Origin of the sequence: Croceicoccus sp. BE223 (assembly GCF_031457155.1) — a bacterium.
Lineage (GTDB): Bacteria > Pseudomonadota > Alphaproteobacteria > Sphingomonadales > Sphingomonadaceae > Croceicoccus.
On record NZ_JAVDWB010000002.1, the window covers coordinates 1 to 14,424 of the forward strand.

General features: G+C 67.3%; 15 protein-coding genes, 1 tRNA gene and 1 pseudogene. 13 read left to right on the forward strand and 4 right to left on the reverse strand.

Annotated elements, in window-relative coordinates; genetic code table 11:
• Window positions 1-326: pseudogene (locus J2X37_RS03995) on the reverse strand (acyl-CoA dehydrogenase); the annotation flags it as partial.
• Window positions 327-568: 242 nt separating this feature from the next.
• Here J2X37_RS03995 and J2X37_RS04000 point away from each other — a divergent pair.
• A complete protein-coding gene (locus J2X37_RS04000) occupies window positions 569-1,006 on the forward strand; it encodes a cytidine deaminase (RefSeq protein WP_310018081.1) in 438 nt (145 codons plus the stop codon).
• Window position 1,007: 1 nt separating this feature from the next.
• Here J2X37_RS04000 and J2X37_RS04005 read toward each other — a convergent pair whose 3' ends face one another.
• Entirely contained in the window at window positions 1,008-1,577 is a 570-nt protein-coding gene (locus J2X37_RS04005) for a TIGR00730 family Rossman fold protein (protein WP_310019479.1), read from the reverse strand.
• Between the two features lie 5 nt (window positions 1,578-1,582).
• Window positions 1,583-2,581, reverse strand: coding sequence for an adenosine kinase (locus J2X37_RS04010; RefSeq protein ID WP_310018083.1), 999 nt, complete (start codon window positions 2,579-2,581; stop codon window positions 1,583-1,585).
• Between the two features lie 163 nt (window positions 2,582-2,744).
• Here J2X37_RS04010 and J2X37_RS04015 point away from each other — a divergent pair, with 163 nt between their 5' ends.
• From J2X37_RS04015 to J2X37_RS04025, 3 genes are all read left to right on the forward strand, one after another.
• Window positions 2,745-3,422: a queuosine precursor transporter gene (locus J2X37_RS04015; protein ID WP_310018086.1), complete on the forward strand. Its 678-nt coding sequence runs from the start codon at window positions 2,745-2,747 to the stop codon at window positions 3,420-3,422.
• A 126-nt stretch (window positions 3,423-3,548) separates the two neighbouring features.
• Window positions 3,549-4,001, forward strand: a complete 453-nt coding sequence (locus tag J2X37_RS04020) for a DNA starvation/stationary phase protection protein (protein ID WP_310018090.1) — start codon at window positions 3,549-3,551, stop codon at window positions 3,999-4,001.
• Between the two features lie 86 nt (window positions 4,002-4,087).
• Window positions 4,088-5,299 (forward strand): glycosyltransferase family 1 protein, encoded by a 1,212-nt coding sequence (locus J2X37_RS04025; protein ID WP_310018092.1) that lies wholly within the window; start codon window positions 4,088-4,090, stop codon window positions 5,297-5,299.
• Window positions 5,300-5,309: 10 nt separating this feature from the next.
• Here J2X37_RS04025 and J2X37_RS04030 read toward each other — a convergent pair whose 3' ends face one another.
• On the reverse strand, window positions 5,310-5,768 hold the full coding sequence (locus J2X37_RS04030; protein WP_310018094.1) for a hypothetical protein: 459 nt from the start codon (window positions 5,766-5,768) through the stop codon (window positions 5,310-5,312).
• Window positions 5,769-5,864: 96 nt separating this feature from the next.
• Between J2X37_RS04030 and J2X37_RS04035 the strand changes: the two genes are divergently transcribed.
• From J2X37_RS04035 to J2X37_RS04075, 9 genes are all read left to right on the forward strand, one after another.
• The gene (locus J2X37_RS04035; protein WP_310018096.1) at window positions 5,865-7,181 is read left to right on the forward strand and encodes a replication-associated recombination protein A; all 1,317 of its coding nucleotides are present in this window, start codon (window positions 5,865-5,867) and stop codon (window positions 7,179-7,181) included.
• A gap of 16 nt (window positions 7,182-7,197) precedes the next feature.
• Complete coding sequence (locus J2X37_RS04040; protein WP_310018098.1) at window positions 7,198-8,076, forward strand: hypothetical protein; 879 nt, start codon at window positions 7,198-7,200, stop codon at window positions 8,074-8,076.
• Between the two features lie 29 nt (window positions 8,077-8,105).
• Window positions 8,106-8,181: transfer RNA gene (locus tag J2X37_RS04045), tRNA-Thr, on the forward strand.
• A gap of 314 nt (window positions 8,182-8,495) precedes the next feature.
• Entirely contained in the window at window positions 8,496-9,833 is a 1,338-nt protein-coding gene (locus J2X37_RS04050; RefSeq protein ID WP_310018100.1) for an amidohydrolase family protein, read from the forward strand.
• Complete coding sequence (locus J2X37_RS04055; RefSeq protein WP_310018102.1) at window positions 9,833-11,053, forward strand: cytochrome P450; 1,221 nt, start codon at window positions 9,833-9,835, stop codon at window positions 11,051-11,053. The genes J2X37_RS04050 and J2X37_RS04055 overlap by 1 nt, the downstream gene beginning before the upstream one ends.
• On the forward strand, window positions 11,053-12,261 hold the full coding sequence (locus tag J2X37_RS04060) for a cytochrome P450 (protein ID WP_310018104.1): 1,209 nt from the start codon (window positions 11,053-11,055) through the stop codon (window positions 12,259-12,261). The genes J2X37_RS04055 and J2X37_RS04060 overlap by 1 nt, the downstream gene beginning before the upstream one ends.
• A complete protein-coding gene (locus J2X37_RS04065; RefSeq protein ID WP_310018107.1) occupies window positions 12,258-13,001 on the forward strand; it encodes an SDR family oxidoreductase in 744 nt (247 codons plus the stop codon). The genes J2X37_RS04060 and J2X37_RS04065 overlap by 4 nt, the downstream gene beginning before the upstream one ends.
• Window positions 13,001-13,678 carry a ThuA domain-containing protein gene (locus J2X37_RS04070; protein ID WP_310018109.1) on the forward strand — a complete coding sequence of 226 codons (678 nt, stop codon included), beginning with the start codon at window positions 13,001-13,003 and terminating at the stop codon, window positions 13,676-13,678. Before J2X37_RS04065 ends, J2X37_RS04070 begins: the two co-directional genes overlap by 1 nt.
• Window positions 13,675-14,415: an SDR family oxidoreductase gene (locus J2X37_RS04075; RefSeq protein ID WP_310018111.1), complete on the forward strand. Its 741-nt coding sequence runs from the start codon at window positions 13,675-13,677 to the stop codon at window positions 14,413-14,415. Before J2X37_RS04070 ends, J2X37_RS04075 begins: the two co-directional genes overlap by 4 nt.
• Window positions 14,416-14,424: the final 9 nt, after the last annotated feature.

Sequence of the window (14,424 nt, forward strand, 5' to 3'; positions counted from 1 at the left end):
GACCCGACGTGGCCCAGGAGGTACATGTTGCCCTCGTCCGGCGCGTTGGTGTTGCACGCCAGCGGGCCCAGCGGCGACAGCCCCGACTTGATCAGAACATAAGCCGTCTCGAGCTGCGACAGGTGCGAACCGTCCTCCAGGATGTGCGGCGTCAGCACGCCCGCGGCCCGCGCCTTCTCCCGCATCTCGAACATCAGCTCGTCCATCGGCGCACCGTGGTGATCGCGCCGGCCGTCCCGCTCGTAGGCAAACACAATCTCCCGAACGAACGCCTCGACACGCGCGCCTATCGCAAGGGCCCGTTGCGGGATGGCGGGAAAGTTCATGTAATCTGCCCTCCTGAGCGTGCCGACCGCTCGATGCACCCATGCCGAACCGGCAGCCGGGCGCACGCGGTCATATTGCACGTGGTCATGACGAGGTCCAAGCCTTCCGCCCCGCCGCTCCACATCCTTTGCCGCCGGAACCGTGTCTGCGGACCCTAGCAAAAGTGCTGGATTTGCGTCTCGCGGCGGGGAGGAGACAGGTCGGACTTTTCCCGGCACCGGCGGGACGGTAAGGGACGATCATGGCCAGTACCCAGGATCTCGTCGCACGCGCCCGCGAAGCCGCGCAAAGGGCACATGCCCCCTACTCGCGGTTCCACGTCGGTTGCGCGGTGGAGGCGGCGGACGGCACCGTCGTTTCAGGCGCGAACGTCGAGAACGCCTGCTACCGGCTCGGCCTCTGCGCCGAACAGGCGGCGCTGAGCGCGGCGCAGCATGCCTTCGGGCTGCGGGAAGTCGCGCGGATCGCAGTGGCGGGCGGGCCGATGCGCGACGATATCATCGGCGGGGCAGAGCCGATCACCCCTTGCGGCGGCTGTCGCCAGGCAATCCTGGAAGCGGCGGCGCTGTCGGGCCGCGACATCGAGGTGATCTGCGCGGGCGCCGATGGCGACGACTGGGTCGTGACGACGATCTCGGCCCTGCTGCCCGCCGCCTTCGGCCCGGCAGCGCTCGGCTGACTTACCAGACCGGGCCGTCCTGAGCCGCGGCGGCGGCAGCCTCGAGCCGGTCCAGCGCATCCTCGATCGTATCGGCGCTCAGCAACTGGTCGCGGCGCGCCGCGCTCATGAAGCCCTCGTCGCGGACATGGTCGCAAAAGGCCATGAACTTGTCCCAGTAACCGGCGGTGTTGAGCAGGCAGAACGGCTTGGCGTGATAGCCCAGCGCGTTCCACGTCCACGCCTCGAACAGTTCGTCGAACGTGCCGATGCCGCCGGCGAGGCAGAGGAACCCGTCGGCCAGCTGGGTCATCTTGGCCTTGCGCTGATGCATGTCGGCCACCTCGTGCAGTTCGGTCAGGCCGAGATGCGCGACCTCGTGGCTGACGAGGGCCGAGGGGATCACGCCGTAGACCCTTCCGCCCGCGGCCAGCACCGCATCCGCGATCGCCCCCATCAGGCCCAGCTTGCCGCCGCCGTAGACGAGATCGATGCCCCGCGCTGCCATGATCGCGCCCAGTTCATGCGCCGCGTCGAGGTGCGCCGGATCGCGTCCCGCCGCAGCACCGCAGTACACCGCCAGCTTCGTGATGCCGCTCAATCGTTGTCTCCGTCCGCCGCCCCACCCGGCGCGACCGGTCGCGCCCCGATGCGGGTGATGATGTCTGCCGCCGCCGCCGCGCCGGACCGCAGGCTCGCCTCCACGTCGAGGCCCCGCACTTGCGCGGCGATGAAACCGGCGGCGAACTGGTCGCCCGCACCGGTCGTGTCGACGACCTTCTCGACCTGCAAGGCCGGGATCTCGATCCGCTCGCCCGCGTGGATCGCCATCGCCCCTTGCGCGCCGCGCGTCAGCACGAGGGTCGGCACCTGCGGCGACAGCCGGGCAATGGCCTCTTCGACCGTGGCCGTCGCGGCCATCAGGCACGCCTCGTATTCATTGGCGAACAGCACGTCGACGCCGCCGTCCGCGACCAGCGCGGCCAGGCTGTCGCGCCGGCCGGGCAGCGCGATCGAATCCGACAGCGTGAACGCGATGGCGCGGCCTTCGGCATGGGCCAGCTCGATGGCCCGGCGCATCGCGGCGCGCGGCTTATCCGGTCCCCAGAGATAACCTTCAAGAAAAAGCATCCGCGCAGCCCGCACCGCATCCTCGTCGAGCGTCTCCGCGGTCAGGCGGTGGCTGGCCGCGGGGTTGGTCTGCATCGTGCGTTCGCCGTCGGGGCTGACGAGGATGAGACAGCGTCCGGTCGGCACGTTTGCCAGCGGCGGAGTGGCGAAATCAATGTCGAGCGCGTGCATGTGCGCCGCGAACAGATCGCCCAGCCGGTCCGCGCCCGTCTGCCCGATGAAGGCACAGCGCGCGCCCAGCGCCGCGGCCCCTGCCAGCGTGTTGGCCGCAGAGCCGCCGGGCACTTCATCGACCGGCCCGCTGGCGTGCATCGCGGCAACCAGGGTGTCGGCCTCGGCATCGCCGAGCAGGCGCATCGTGCCCTTGACCACGCCGCATTCGTCGAGAAACCTGTCGCTGCGCTTGGCAAGCACATCGACGATGGCATCGCCCAGGGCAACGATGTCATAGGATTCGCGGGCCATCGGGCGGCGGCATCTTTCGGCAAGTGAAGGGGGTGAGAGGCGGTTTCGGCGGCAACTAGACGCGCACGCGAGCGCGGTCAATCGAAGCCGCGTCGCAGGCCTTGGGGACGCCGGCGGCAAAGCCCGCTTGCGGGCGGGCGCAAAGCCGCTATCGCTGCTGCGCATGACCAATTCCGCCACCGACACGACGCCCCAGTCCCTCATCGCCGTACCCCGCGGCCTCTTTGCCCCCGGCCTGTTCGCCATCGCGGTCTTCTACGGCGGAATGTGCACCTTTGCAGGTGTCCTGGGCAACAAGCAGGTCGCGCTCGGCCCGCTGGCGGTGGAGGCCGGGATGTTCGGCTTCCTGTTCCTCGTCGCGATGGGCGGTGCGGTGGCCGAGGTCTACGGCCGGGTCACTGCCAACAAGCTGGTGCTCTGGGGTTTTGTACCGATCCTCTTTTCCATCGTCTTGGCGGCCTTCGTGAAGGCAATGCCCGCCTCTCCGGAAATGGACCCCGACCGGCTCGCGGCGATTGATTCGATCCTGTCGTCGACATGGCGCATCTGGATCGCCGGGCCGATCGCCTACGGCACCTCGCAACTGCTCAACATCACGGTCATCAGCGCGATCAAGACCCGCTTCGGCGGCCCGGTCTGGTTGCGCGCGGGATTGGCCGGCGCGCTGTCGCAGGCCATCGACACCCTGCTGTTCGTGACCATCGCGTTTTACGGCGTCTTTCCTATCGGCGTGCTGCTGGCCGGCCAGATGATCGCCAAGGTTGTCTTGTCGCTCGTGCTGATCCCGGTGCTGGTGACCGGCTTTGCCGCCATCGCCCGCAAGCTCGATGCAAGGGTTTGATGTTGGCGACGATCCCCTGATCGACTGAGCCGAACGCCGTGTCCGGATTAATCGAAGAAACGGACAAAGCCCGATTGTGTTAGTAAGGTGCACACCTTTTCAACTGCGACCTGGAGATATCGGAACATGGGCGACAACGCGAAAAAGGCGCTGGTCGACGGCCTCAACGGCCTGCTGGCCGACCACCTTGCCCTCTACCTGAAAACCAAGAACTTCCACTGGCACGTGACGGGCCGCGAATTCCGCGATCTGCACCTCCTGTTCGACGAGCAGGCGGCCGAGATCTTCGCCAATGTCGACATCATCGCCGAACGCGTTCGCAAGAACGCCGCCGACACGCTCACCTCGATCGGCTCGGTCGCCGCGAAGACCAAGGTGGCGGACGAGGACAGCACCTCGCTCAAACCCCTGCAGATGGTCGAGAAACTGCGTGACGACAACGCCGCGCTGGTCAAGACGCTGAAGGAGCTGAAGGAACTGGCCGGCGAGGCCGGCGACAACGCGACCGACGGGTTGATCGACGACTGGACCGACCAGGCCGAGGAGCGGGTCTGGTTCCTCACTTCGATCCTGGGCTGACCGATCCGACCACGAGAGGCGCGGGCACGCCAAAATTGCCCGCCCCCTCTCGCCAAACCGGACCACCGCGAGTAAGGCCGCTTGCCATGCTCGACGCTGCCCATACCGATACGGCCACCGACGCAGGCGCCGGCACCTCGCCGGTGGCGGGCATGCGTATCGCGCTATTCAGCGGCAACTACAATTACGTCCGTGACGGTGCGAACCAGGCGTTGAACCGGCTGGTCGGTTATCTGCTGCGGCAGGGGGCCAGGGTCCGCATCTATTCCCCGGTCGTTGAAAACCCCGCATTCGAGGCGACGGGCACGCTGGTGCCGGTTCCGTCCGTGCCAATTCCCGGCCGCGCCGAATACCGCTTCCCGCTGGCGCTGGCGGGCGAGGCCAAGGCGGATCTGGAGGCTTTCGACCCCGATATCGTGCACGTCGCCAGCCCCGACGTGGTCGGCCACCGCGCCGTCACCTGGGCGCGCAAGCGCGGCAAGCCTGTCCTCGCCTCGGTCCATACCCGGTTCGAAACCTATCCCCGCTACTACGGCATGGCCTTCATGGAGCCGGTGGTCGAGGCTGGCCTTCGCCGCTTCTACCAGCGCTGCAATGCGCTGGTCGCGCCGTCCGAATCGATGGTTCGCGTTTTGCGGGACCAGGGGATGAACGACGATGTCTCGCTGTGGACGCGAGGCGTCGATCGCACGATCTTCCACCCCGATAAGCGCGACATGGCATGGCGCCGCTCGCTCGGCATCGCCGACAATGCGATGGTCGTCGGCTTCCTCGGCCGGCTGGTCATGGAAAAGGGTCTCGACATCTTCGCCGCCACGATGAAGGCTCTGCGCGACCGCGGCGTAGCGCATCAAGTGCTGGTCATCGGCGAAGGCCCGGCGCGCGGCTGGTTCGAGGACAGCCTGCCGCGCGGCGAGGCCGATGGCGCAGCCGTCTTCGTCGGGCATCAGAGCGGGGCGGACCTCGGCCGCGCGGTCGCCAGCATGGACATGCTGTTCAACCCTTCCGTGACCGAGACGTTCGGCAACGTCACGCTGGAGGTAATGGCCTGCGGGCTCCCGGTGGTCGCCGCGGCGGCGACGGGCAGCGAGAGCCTGGTGGCGGACGGCAAGTCCGGCCGCCTCGTCCCGCCCGCCGACGTCGAGGCCTTCGCCGATGCGCTGGCCGCCTATCTTACCGATCCGGCGCTGGCCCGCGCGCACGGCGCGGCAGGAGAGGCGCGTGCCGCCGAATTCGGCTGGGACCGTATCAACAGCGCGGTCGCGCGTGCCTATGCGCGGCTGGTGAAACGCGGCTGAGCCCGCGCGGTCAGGCGATCACCCGCCGTGCAATCATCTTTCGCGTGTAGAGAACGAGCGCGATCAGCACCGCGAAAAGGATCATGGTAAAGACGATCGGCATCGTCATGTCCGTCTGGCCGGGCAGCGGATCCACGAAGCCCAGGATGCTGGTCACGATCAGCCCGACCAGCGACACCAGGAAAGCGTGCAGCGCGAACCGGCTGCGCGCCAGGAGCAGCAGCGAACCGGCGACGGATCCCCAGACGCCCAGCGCCCAGAATGCATGGCCCCACCACGGCATGGCGCGCACGTGCGCGATCAGTTCGTCGACCGTAACGTTCGACGCCTGCGCCATCGAGGCGAGATAGTCGCGGTTTCCGGTTTGCGTCTGCAGATAGTCGAAGGCTCCGAACCCGTTCCAGATCAGGCTCAACACCGCGACGATCCAGAACATCGTCGGCGTCGGCACGCGTGCGCCGTTCGGCATCGGCTGGTCCCCTTCCCTCTTGTCCGGCGCGGAGCGTAGCGCGGCGGATGCCTGCTGGCAATTCGCCCGGCGCGCCCTAGATTGCGGGTGAACATCATGGCCGACCTCTTCGCAAACGACCCGCCCGCCGCCGCCATTCCGCCGATGGCCGGCGAGGATGCGCCACTGGCCGACCGGCTCCGCCCGGCGACGCTGGCCGACGTCGTGGGACAGGGCCACCTGACCGGGCCGGATGGCGCGATCGGGCGCATGGTGGCGGCTGGGCGGTTGACCAGCATGATCCTGTGGGGGCCGCCCGGCACCGGCAAGACCAGCATTTCGCGGCTTCTGGCCGACAGCGTCGGCATGCGTTTTGCCGCGGTGAGCGCGGTGTTTTCCGGCGTCGCGGACCTGAAAAAGGCCTTTGCCGAAGCCGAAGTCGCACAGAAGGCAGGGCAGCGCACGCTCCTTTTCGTAGACGAGATCCACCGCTTCAACCGCGCGCAGCAGGACGGTTTCCTGCCCTTCGTCGAACGCGGCACGGTCACGCTGGTCGGCGCCACGACCGAGAACCCCAGTTTCGCGCTCAACGCCGCGCTGCTCAGCCGGGCGCAGGTGCTGGTGCTCGAACGGCTGGACGAAGCGGCGCTCTCGGCCCTTCTCGACAAGGCGGAGGCGCTTGTCGGGCCCCTGCCCCTCGATCCCGACGCCCGCGCTGCGCTGGTGGCGAGCGCGGATGGCGACGGGCGGTTCCTGCTCAACCAGGCCGAGACGCTCTACGCCGCGAAGATCGACGTCCCGCTCGACACCGACGCGTTGCGCAAGTTCCTCCAGCGGCGACTGGCCGTCTATGACAAGGATCGCGACGGGCACTACAACCTGATCAGCGCGCTCCACAAATCGCTGCGCGGGTCGGATCCGCAGGCCGCGCTCTATTACCTTGCGCGGATGCTGACGGCGGGGGAGGAACCGCTTTACGTGCTGCGCCGCCTGGTCCGGTTTGCCAGCGAGGATATCGGGCTGGCCGACCCGCAGGCGCTGGTCCAGTGCCTTGCCGCCAAGGACGCCTACGACTTCCTCGGCAGCCCCGAGGGCGAACTGGCCATCGTCCAGGCCTGCCTCTACTGCGCTACCGCGCCCAAGTCGAACGCGGCCTACAAGGCGCAGAAAGCGGCATGGAAAAGCGCAAAGGAGACCGGCAGCCTTGCCCCGCCGCAGAACATCCTCAACGCGCCCACCAAGCTGATGAAGGAACTGGGCTACGGCAAGGGCTATGCCTACGACCACGACGCCGAGGACGGCTTTTCGGGCGACGACTACTGGCCCGAGGGGATGAGCCCGCAGACTTATTACAACCCCGTCCCGCGCGGGTTCGAGCGGCAGGTGATCGAGCGGCTGGAGTGGTGGGACAAGAAGCGCCGCGAGCGCCGATGACCCGGCGCGATCGCTGATGCGACGCTTCGGCACGTTCGTCGCCATCGACTGGTCGGGCGCGGCGGGAGAGCGACTGGGCGGCATCGCCCTTGCCATCGCGAGTGCCGAGGGCCCGCCCCGGCTGCTGGCGCGGCAGGGCGGATGGTCGCGCGCGGACGTGCTGGCGTTTCTTGCCAACGACCTGCCCGGCGATGCGCTGGTCGGCCTCGACCTCGGCATCTCGCTGCCGTTTGCCGATTGCGGAGCGTTCTTTCCCGGCCTTGCCGCAAGCCCTGCCGATGCCCGCGCGCTCTGGGCGCTGGTCGACGATGTCTGCGCGCCCGATTTGCACCTGGCCGCATCGAGCTTCGTCGCGCACCCCAGCTTCAGCCCCTATTTCCGGCGTCATGGCGGGCTGGAAGGGGCGCGCTTTCACGCACCCGGCGCAGCGCACCGCCGTGGGCGTTTCCGGGTGACGGAACGGGCGCAGGAAACCCTCGGTTGCAAGCCCTACTCCAATTTCAACCTGATCGGCGCGGCACAAGTCGGCAAGTCGAGCCTGACCGGGATGCGCGTGCTGCACCGACTTAACGGGCGTGTGCCGGTCTGGCCTGTCGATCCCCTGCCTTCGGACGGTCCGGTGATCGTCGAAATCTACACCGCGCTATCCGCCATCGCCGCCGCCCGCGCGGCGGGGCGCAGCAAGATCCGCGATCATGCCTCGCTCGACACCGCGCTGGCGGCACTGGGCTCGCCTGCGCTGGGCGGCAGCGGCCCGATCGACGATCATGCCTCCGACGCATTGCTCACCGCGGCCTGGCTGCGCACGAGAGCAGGCGACGCCGCGCTCTGGTCGCCGGCAGGCCTTTCGGCGCAGATTGCCGCAACCGAGGGCTGGACCTTCGGCGCGCCGTGAGGCAGAGGCAAAGCCACGCCAATCGGCGCGCCGGCTTAGCTCAGTTGGTAGAGCACCTGATTTGTAATCAGGGGGCCACGGGTTCGAATCCTGTAGCCGGCACCATGTCGCAACATTGCTTCATCACGCTCTGGCGCGCGCTATTGGAACCGAGCAACGGCAACCTGCCTCGCGCCACCGCCGGGGTCTCACCCTTTTTCCTGATGCTCCGGAATGTCGCCGAACCGGTTGTCCATACGCTCGCGCCGCCTTGTCGAAGCCGGTTCGTGCTATCGACCGACCGGCTGGACGGCCGCTGAAGCGCGGCTTTCTGCCGTCGATGAGCTGCCCGCAATCTTCGAGAGCGCGCCACGCCCGACACCCTTGCATAAAATATCGATCTCGATATAAAACTTGCAGGGAGGAGACTGGAAAACCGGATGTCTGATCGCGCGACCTTGATCGAAAACGGGCTGGTGTTCGACGCGACGGGCTCGGCGGCGGTCGTTCAGCCGATAGCCTTCGACGGCGAAATCGCCGCGACGGGACAGGCCGCGCTCGACTGGGCCGACGGTCGCAACGATGTCGTCCGCATCGATGCCCGCAGCTGCACCGTGATGCCGGGCCTGATCGATGCCCACTGCCACATCAGCTTCGACGAACCCCATTCCAACGACGAGCTTTTCTTCCACCGGCGCGAAGGGCTATCGGCGCTGGTCGCCGCCCACAACGTCCGCAAGGTGCTGCGCGCGGGGGTGACCAGCTTCTTCGACGCGGACACGATCTTCAGCGTCTCGCTCGATCTGCGGGACGCCATCGAAGGCGGCGTCTGCGAAGGCCCGCGGATGACCTGCGGCGGCAACGCGCTGTTCACCTCCGTCGGCGGAACGGCGGGCATCCTGGTGCCGGACGAAGGCGCGATCGGCTATCTCAAGGTCACCCGCACGAAGGACGAGATCGTCACCGAGATCCGGCGACAGGCCAAGCGCGGCGTCGACTGGATCAAGATTCACGTCACCGGCCTCATCCCGCGCCAGCGCGCCGAAGGGGAGATCCAGGTCTGGAACCTGGACGAACTCAAGCTCGCAGCGGACACCGCGCACGAACTGGGCCTTCCCATCACCGGCCATTGCCGCAACGCGTCCTCCACTCGCGACGCGGCGCGAGCGGGCTTCGACATGATCCTTCATGCCACCTACATGGATGAAGAGGCGCTCGACGCGGTGATCGAACGCAAGGTGCCGATCGTGCCGACGCTGACGTTGCAGGCGGTGCTCGCCGATCACGGCGACAAGATCGGTTCGAGCGCGTTTCTGAAAGACCTGTTCGCCAAAGAGATCGCCGAAAGCTCGATCCAGCTCAAACGGGCCTACGATGCGGGCGTACCCTTCCTGTGCGGCACCGAAAGCGGGTTCTCGCTCACCCCTTATGGCGAGTGGCATTGGCGCGAACTGCAGATTTTCGTCGAGAACATGGGCCTGACGCCCGAGCAGGCGCTGATCTGCGCGACGCGAGAGGGCGCGCGCGCGATCAAGCAGGAAGGACGGCTCGGCACGCTCAAAAAGGGGCGCATTGCCGATGTCATCGTGGTCGATGGCGACGTGACCCGGGATGTCACCCTGCTCGGGCGGCCTGGCGCGATCCGGCACGTCTTCAAGGGCGGGCGGCCCGTCGATATCGATACGCCCCTGCCCGAGCGTACGGCACTGCCCTCGTGGCGTGTGTCGAACTATTCGGCGATCCCCGCCACCCGCGCGGCGACCCTGGGCTGGCGGTGATGGGCGAGCATTCGGTCCAAACCTACGAAGGCTGCGTCCACGCGCTGAAACAGCCGGACCTGCGCCAATCGCTTTACGATGCGGCGGCGATGATGATGAGCGACGTTCTCGTCAACCTGCACGGCGCCGAACATCGCGCGCGCCGACTGGTCGAAGGGACGATCTTCCGCAAGGACGTGTTCCTCCACTACGAGAAGAACTTCCTTCCGCGCACGCTGGACGAGACGATCCGCCCCTTCCTCAAGGCCGGCCACGGCGATCTCGTCGATATCGGCTACCGCGTCATGATGAACCTGACGGTCGATTTCGCCGGGATCGATCGTCCGCAACGAAGCCCCGAGGAGACCGGAGAGCTGCTCCGCCTGCTCAAGGAATTCAGCCTGGCCCCGGCGCTCGGCCAGTCGCTGGAGGACGATGTCGAGCCGAAGAAGGCCCGCATCCGCGAGGCCATGGCGCAATTCGACGCGCAGTTCCTCGGACCCTCGCGCCGCCGCCGCGAGGGCCTTCTGGCCGAGGTCGAGGCGGGACGCATGGACAAGCGGGACCTGCCCGACGACGTGCTCATGGCGCTCGTGCTGGGGCAGGACAAGTTGCGCCTGACCGACGCGCAGTTCCTGCAGGAAGGCATCTTCTACATGCTCGCGGGCGCGCACACGACCATCCATTCGCTATCCCACGCGGTGCACGAACTGTTCGAGTGGCTGGACGCACACCCCGAAGACATCGCCCTGCTGAAGGACGATCCCTTCTTCATCCAGCGCTGCGTCTTCGAAAGCCTGCGGCTGCATCCGTCCAGCCCGGTCGCCAAGCGCCGCGCGATCTGCCCGCTGACCCTTGCCGAAGGAACCGAGGTCGCGGCAGGCGAAGAGGTCGCCGTCGACTTGCGCCAAGCCAATCGCGACCGCGCCTATTTCGGCGAAGATCCCGACCGCTACAATCCCCACCGAAGCGTTGGCGGCGGCAAGACGCCCTATGGGCTTTCGATGGGCTATGGTATGCACGCCTGCATCGGGCGAAACCTGGCCATCGGCGTGGAGCCGCGCCCGAACAGCAAGGCCGCCGATCACCAGTACGGCACGGTGCCGCTCATCGTCGAGGCGCTGCTCAAGTTCGGCGTGCAGCGCGACCCCGACAAGCCGCCCAGGAAGGACGAGACGATCACCCGGATCACCTGGTCGGAATACCCGGTGATCTTCAGGCCGGAAGAGGCGCTGATCTGATGCCGGCGAACCGTATCGAACGCTATCGCGAGTGCGAGGCGGCGCTGCGCAATCCCGATCTGCGCCAGGCGATGTACGACGCGGGCGATGTCATCACCCGAGGCACCCTGCTGACACTGCACGGCAAGCCGCATCTGAAACGCCGCGAAATCGAATCCCGCGTCTTCCGCAGGAACTTCTTCCGGTATTACGAGACCGAGGTCTTCCCCACCACGCTGGAGCAGACCATCGCGCCGTTCATCGCGGCCGGCGGGGGCGACCTGATCGATCTCGGCTATCGGCTGACGGTCAATCTCACGGCGGACTTTGCCGGCGTCGACCGCCCCTCGAAAACGGGCGAGGAGACCGAGCAGCTCATCCGGCTCACCAAGAAGTTCTCGGAAGCGGCGACGATGGTCCACTCCACGCGCGACAGGCTCGAGCTGGAGGCCGAGGTCCGCGACGCGATGGCCGAGTTCGACGAGGCGTTCCTCTCTCCCTCGATCGCGCGGCGGGCAGACCTGCTTGCCCGGTTCGAGGCGGGCGAGATCGGCGAGGACCAGCTTCCCCGCGACATCCTGACGGTGATCCTGCGCGCGCAGGACGAATTGCAGTTCGACCATGCCCAGCGCGTGCGCGAAGTCGGCTTCTACATGCAGGCCGGGTCGCACTCGACGGCCAACTCGGTCGTCCATGCGCTGGACGAGATCCTGAACTGGGCGGGTGAGGACGATCTTCGCTGGCAGCGGCTACGCGATCCGGTCTTCGTCCAGCATTGCGTGCACGAGAGCCTGCGCCTGCACCCGGCGAGCCCCGAGGCCTGGCGCGAGGCGACGTGCCCGATGCACGTCGACGGAGCGGGGAGCCTTGCCGAGCACGACATGGTCTACCTCGACTTCTTCAAGGCCAATCGCGACCCGGAGGTCTTCGGCCCCGATCCCGAAAGGTTCGATCCCGATCGCATCGCGCCCAAGGGCAAGATGAAGACGGGCCTCAGCTTCGGCTTCGGAACCCATCATTGCCTCGGGCGGGAACTGGACGGCGGTGTCCTTGCCGAACCCGGCACGCCGCCGGAAAAGGTGCAGTTCGGCATTGTCCCGTCCGTCGTCACCCGCCTGCTGGCGGCCGGCGCCCGCAGGATCGCCGAGGATCCGCCCACGCCCGATCCGAAAACCGTCCGCCCCAACTGGGGCCGCTACCCCGTCGCCTTCGTCAAGGAGCGTTCATGAGCCGCAGCGCCATCATCACCGGCAGCGCCAATGGCATCGGCGCCGCGATCGCCGCGCTTATGGCCGCGAACGGCTACAAGGTAGGCATCCTCGATCGCGACGAAGCCGCGGTCGAAGCACGCTGCGCGGCCATCGACGGTGCCGTGCCGCTGAGTTGCGACGTGTGCGACCCGAAGGCCGTCGAAAACGCCTTCGACCGGTTCGGCGGAGCGGTCGACCTCCTCGTCAACAACGCCGGGATCGTGCGCTTCGGGCAACTTGCCGACCAGAGCGACGAGGACATTCGCGCCGCGCTTGAGGTCAATTTGTTCGGCGTGTTCTGGGCAACCCGGTCGGCGGTTCGCCGGATGGCGCCGCGCGGCAACGGTCACGTGATTTCGCTCACCTCGATCAACGCCTACGGCCCCGGGCCGGGGTCCGGCGCCTATCCGGCCAGCAAGGCCGGGGTGAAGCAGCTGATGCGCCAGTTCGCGCTTGAATACGGCGAGGCGGGCCTGCGGTTCAATTCGATCGCCCCCGGCTTCATCGATGGCGGCATGTCGACCCCGATCTACGCCGACCCCAAGATACGCGCCTTGCGCACTGCGGGCGTCCCGCTGGGCAGGCTCGGCACGCCGGAAGACATCGCGCAGGCGGTGCTGTTTCTCGACTCGCCGCAGGGCGCCTACATCAACGGGCATGACCTCGTCGTCGACGGCGGTGTCACCCACGCCGTGCTCAAGAACCTGCCGCGCGAATAGTGGATCCGTCCGCTGTCATCCTGAGCGGCGGTTACTCGCATCCGTTTGCCGAAAGCTCGGCCGCACTGGCGCGGATCATCGGCGAGGCCGGCTATGCCGTCCGCGTCGAGGAGGATATCGACGCGGCCATCGCCTCCCTGCGGGAAAAGCCGGCGCTGCTGGCTGTCAACGCCCTGCGCTGGTCGATGACGCAGCACGAGAAGTACGCAGCGGACAGGGCGCAATATGCCTATGAACTGCCCGACGCGCACATGGATGCCCTCGCCGATTATGTCCGGGGCGGCGGGCGGTTTTTCGTCCTGCACGTTTCGACGATCTGTTTCGACCGCCAGCCGCGCTGGCGCGAGGTAATGGGCGGCGGCTGGGAATGGAACCGCTCGCATCACCCGCCGATGGGTCCGATCGAGATCGCGCTCACGGTCGCGGGCGCGGCCATCTCGCACGGGCCAGACCGTTTCGAACTGTGGGACGAGGCTTATCACAACCTCGATCCGTCCGGCGATTGCGAGGTTCTCGCCACGTGCACGATGGCAGAAGGTCCGCAGCCGGTCGCCTGGGTGCGGAACTACGGCAACGGGAGAGTCGCGGTCGATGCGCTCGGGCACGATGCGCGCTCCATCGGTGCGACGGGCCACCGTGAACTGATCGCGGGCCAGCTCGCGTGGCTGGCGCGATGAGCACGCTCACCGGCAAGACCATCCTGGTCAACGGCTGCACGAGCGGAATCGGCGCGGCGACATTCAGGCTCGCGGCGGGCCTCGGCGCCGAAGTCATCGGCACCGGCAGGAGGCGCGAGGAAGGCGAGGCGCTGGCGCACGAGACGGGTGGGACCTTCGTCTGTCTCGACCTTACCGACGATCCTGCCCTGAAAAACATGTTCGATCGGCTTCGCGATGGCGGGGTGACGCTCCACGGCGCGGTCAACAACGCGGCCATGACCCAGGCCGCCCTGCCCATCAACGCAATAGACGGCGAGCTTTTCGACCGGCTCATGGCGATCAACCTGCGCGCCACGTTCCGCTGTCTCCAACTCGAGATGACAGCGATGCGCGGTCAGGGCGGCTCCATCGTCAATGTCGCCTCGATCGCGGGAAAACGCGGCTTCAAGGGTCTTGCCGCCTATACCGCCAGCAAGCACGCGGTCATCGGACTGACCCGATCCGCCGCGCTTGACGGCGCGGCCGACAACGTGCGCGTGAACGCGGTTCTGCCCGGAACGACGCGAACCGGGATGTTCGACGAACAGATGCGGACGCGTCCCGGCGGCGAGGCCGCGACGGTGGCGGCCATTCCGCTGGGCCGGACGGCACGGCCCGAAGAGATCGCGCAGGCCATCGTTTGGCTTCTGTCCGATGCGTCCGGCTTCGTCACCGGCGAGTGCATCACCGCCGATGGCGGCCGGACGGTTACTTAGGGAGGACGG

What these genes read in the sequence shown, in the direction of transcription:
- J2X37_RS04000 (WP_310018081.1), top strand. Translation starts at nt 569, where the DNA reads ATGGCCAGTACCCAGGATCTCGTCGCACGCGCCCGCGAAGCCGCGCAA.
- J2X37_RS04010 (WP_310018083.1), bottom strand. Translation starts at nt 2,581, where the DNA reads ATGGCCCGCGAATCCTATGACATCGTTGCCCTGGGCGATGCCATCGTC.
- J2X37_RS04015 (WP_310018086.1), top strand. Translation starts at nt 2,745, where the DNA reads ATGACCAATTCCGCCACCGACACGACGCCCCAGTCCCTCATCGCCGTA.
- J2X37_RS04020 (WP_310018090.1), top strand. Translation starts at nt 3,549, where the DNA reads ATGGGCGACAACGCGAAAAAGGCGCTGGTCGACGGCCTCAACGGCCTG.
- J2X37_RS04025 (WP_310018092.1), top strand. Translation starts at nt 4,088, where the DNA reads ATGCTCGACGCTGCCCATACCGATACGGCCACCGACGCAGGCGCCGGC.
- J2X37_RS04030 (WP_310018094.1), bottom strand. Translation starts at nt 5,768, where the DNA reads ATGCCGAACGGCGCACGCGTGCCGACGCCGACGATGTTCTGGATCGTC.
- J2X37_RS04035 (WP_310018096.1), top strand. Translation starts at nt 5,865, where the DNA reads ATGGCCGACCTCTTCGCAAACGACCCGCCCGCCGCCGCCATTCCGCCG.
- J2X37_RS04040 (WP_310018098.1), top strand. Translation starts at nt 7,198, where the DNA reads ATGCGACGCTTCGGCACGTTCGTCGCCATCGACTGGTCGGGCGCGGCG.
- J2X37_RS04050 (WP_310018100.1), top strand. Translation starts at nt 8,496, where the DNA reads ATGTCTGATCGCGCGACCTTGATCGAAAACGGGCTGGTGTTCGACGCG.
- J2X37_RS04055 (WP_310018102.1), top strand. Translation starts at nt 9,833, where the DNA reads ATGGGCGAGCATTCGGTCCAAACCTACGAAGGCTGCGTCCACGCGCTG.
- J2X37_RS04060 (WP_310018104.1), top strand. Translation starts at nt 11,053, where the DNA reads ATGCCGGCGAACCGTATCGAACGCTATCGCGAGTGCGAGGCGGCGCTG.
- J2X37_RS04065 (WP_310018107.1), top strand. Translation starts at nt 12,258, where the DNA reads ATGAGCCGCAGCGCCATCATCACCGGCAGCGCCAATGGCATCGGCGCC.
- J2X37_RS04075 (WP_310018111.1), top strand. Translation starts at nt 13,675, where the DNA reads ATGAGCACGCTCACCGGCAAGACCATCCTGGTCAACGGCTGCACGAGC.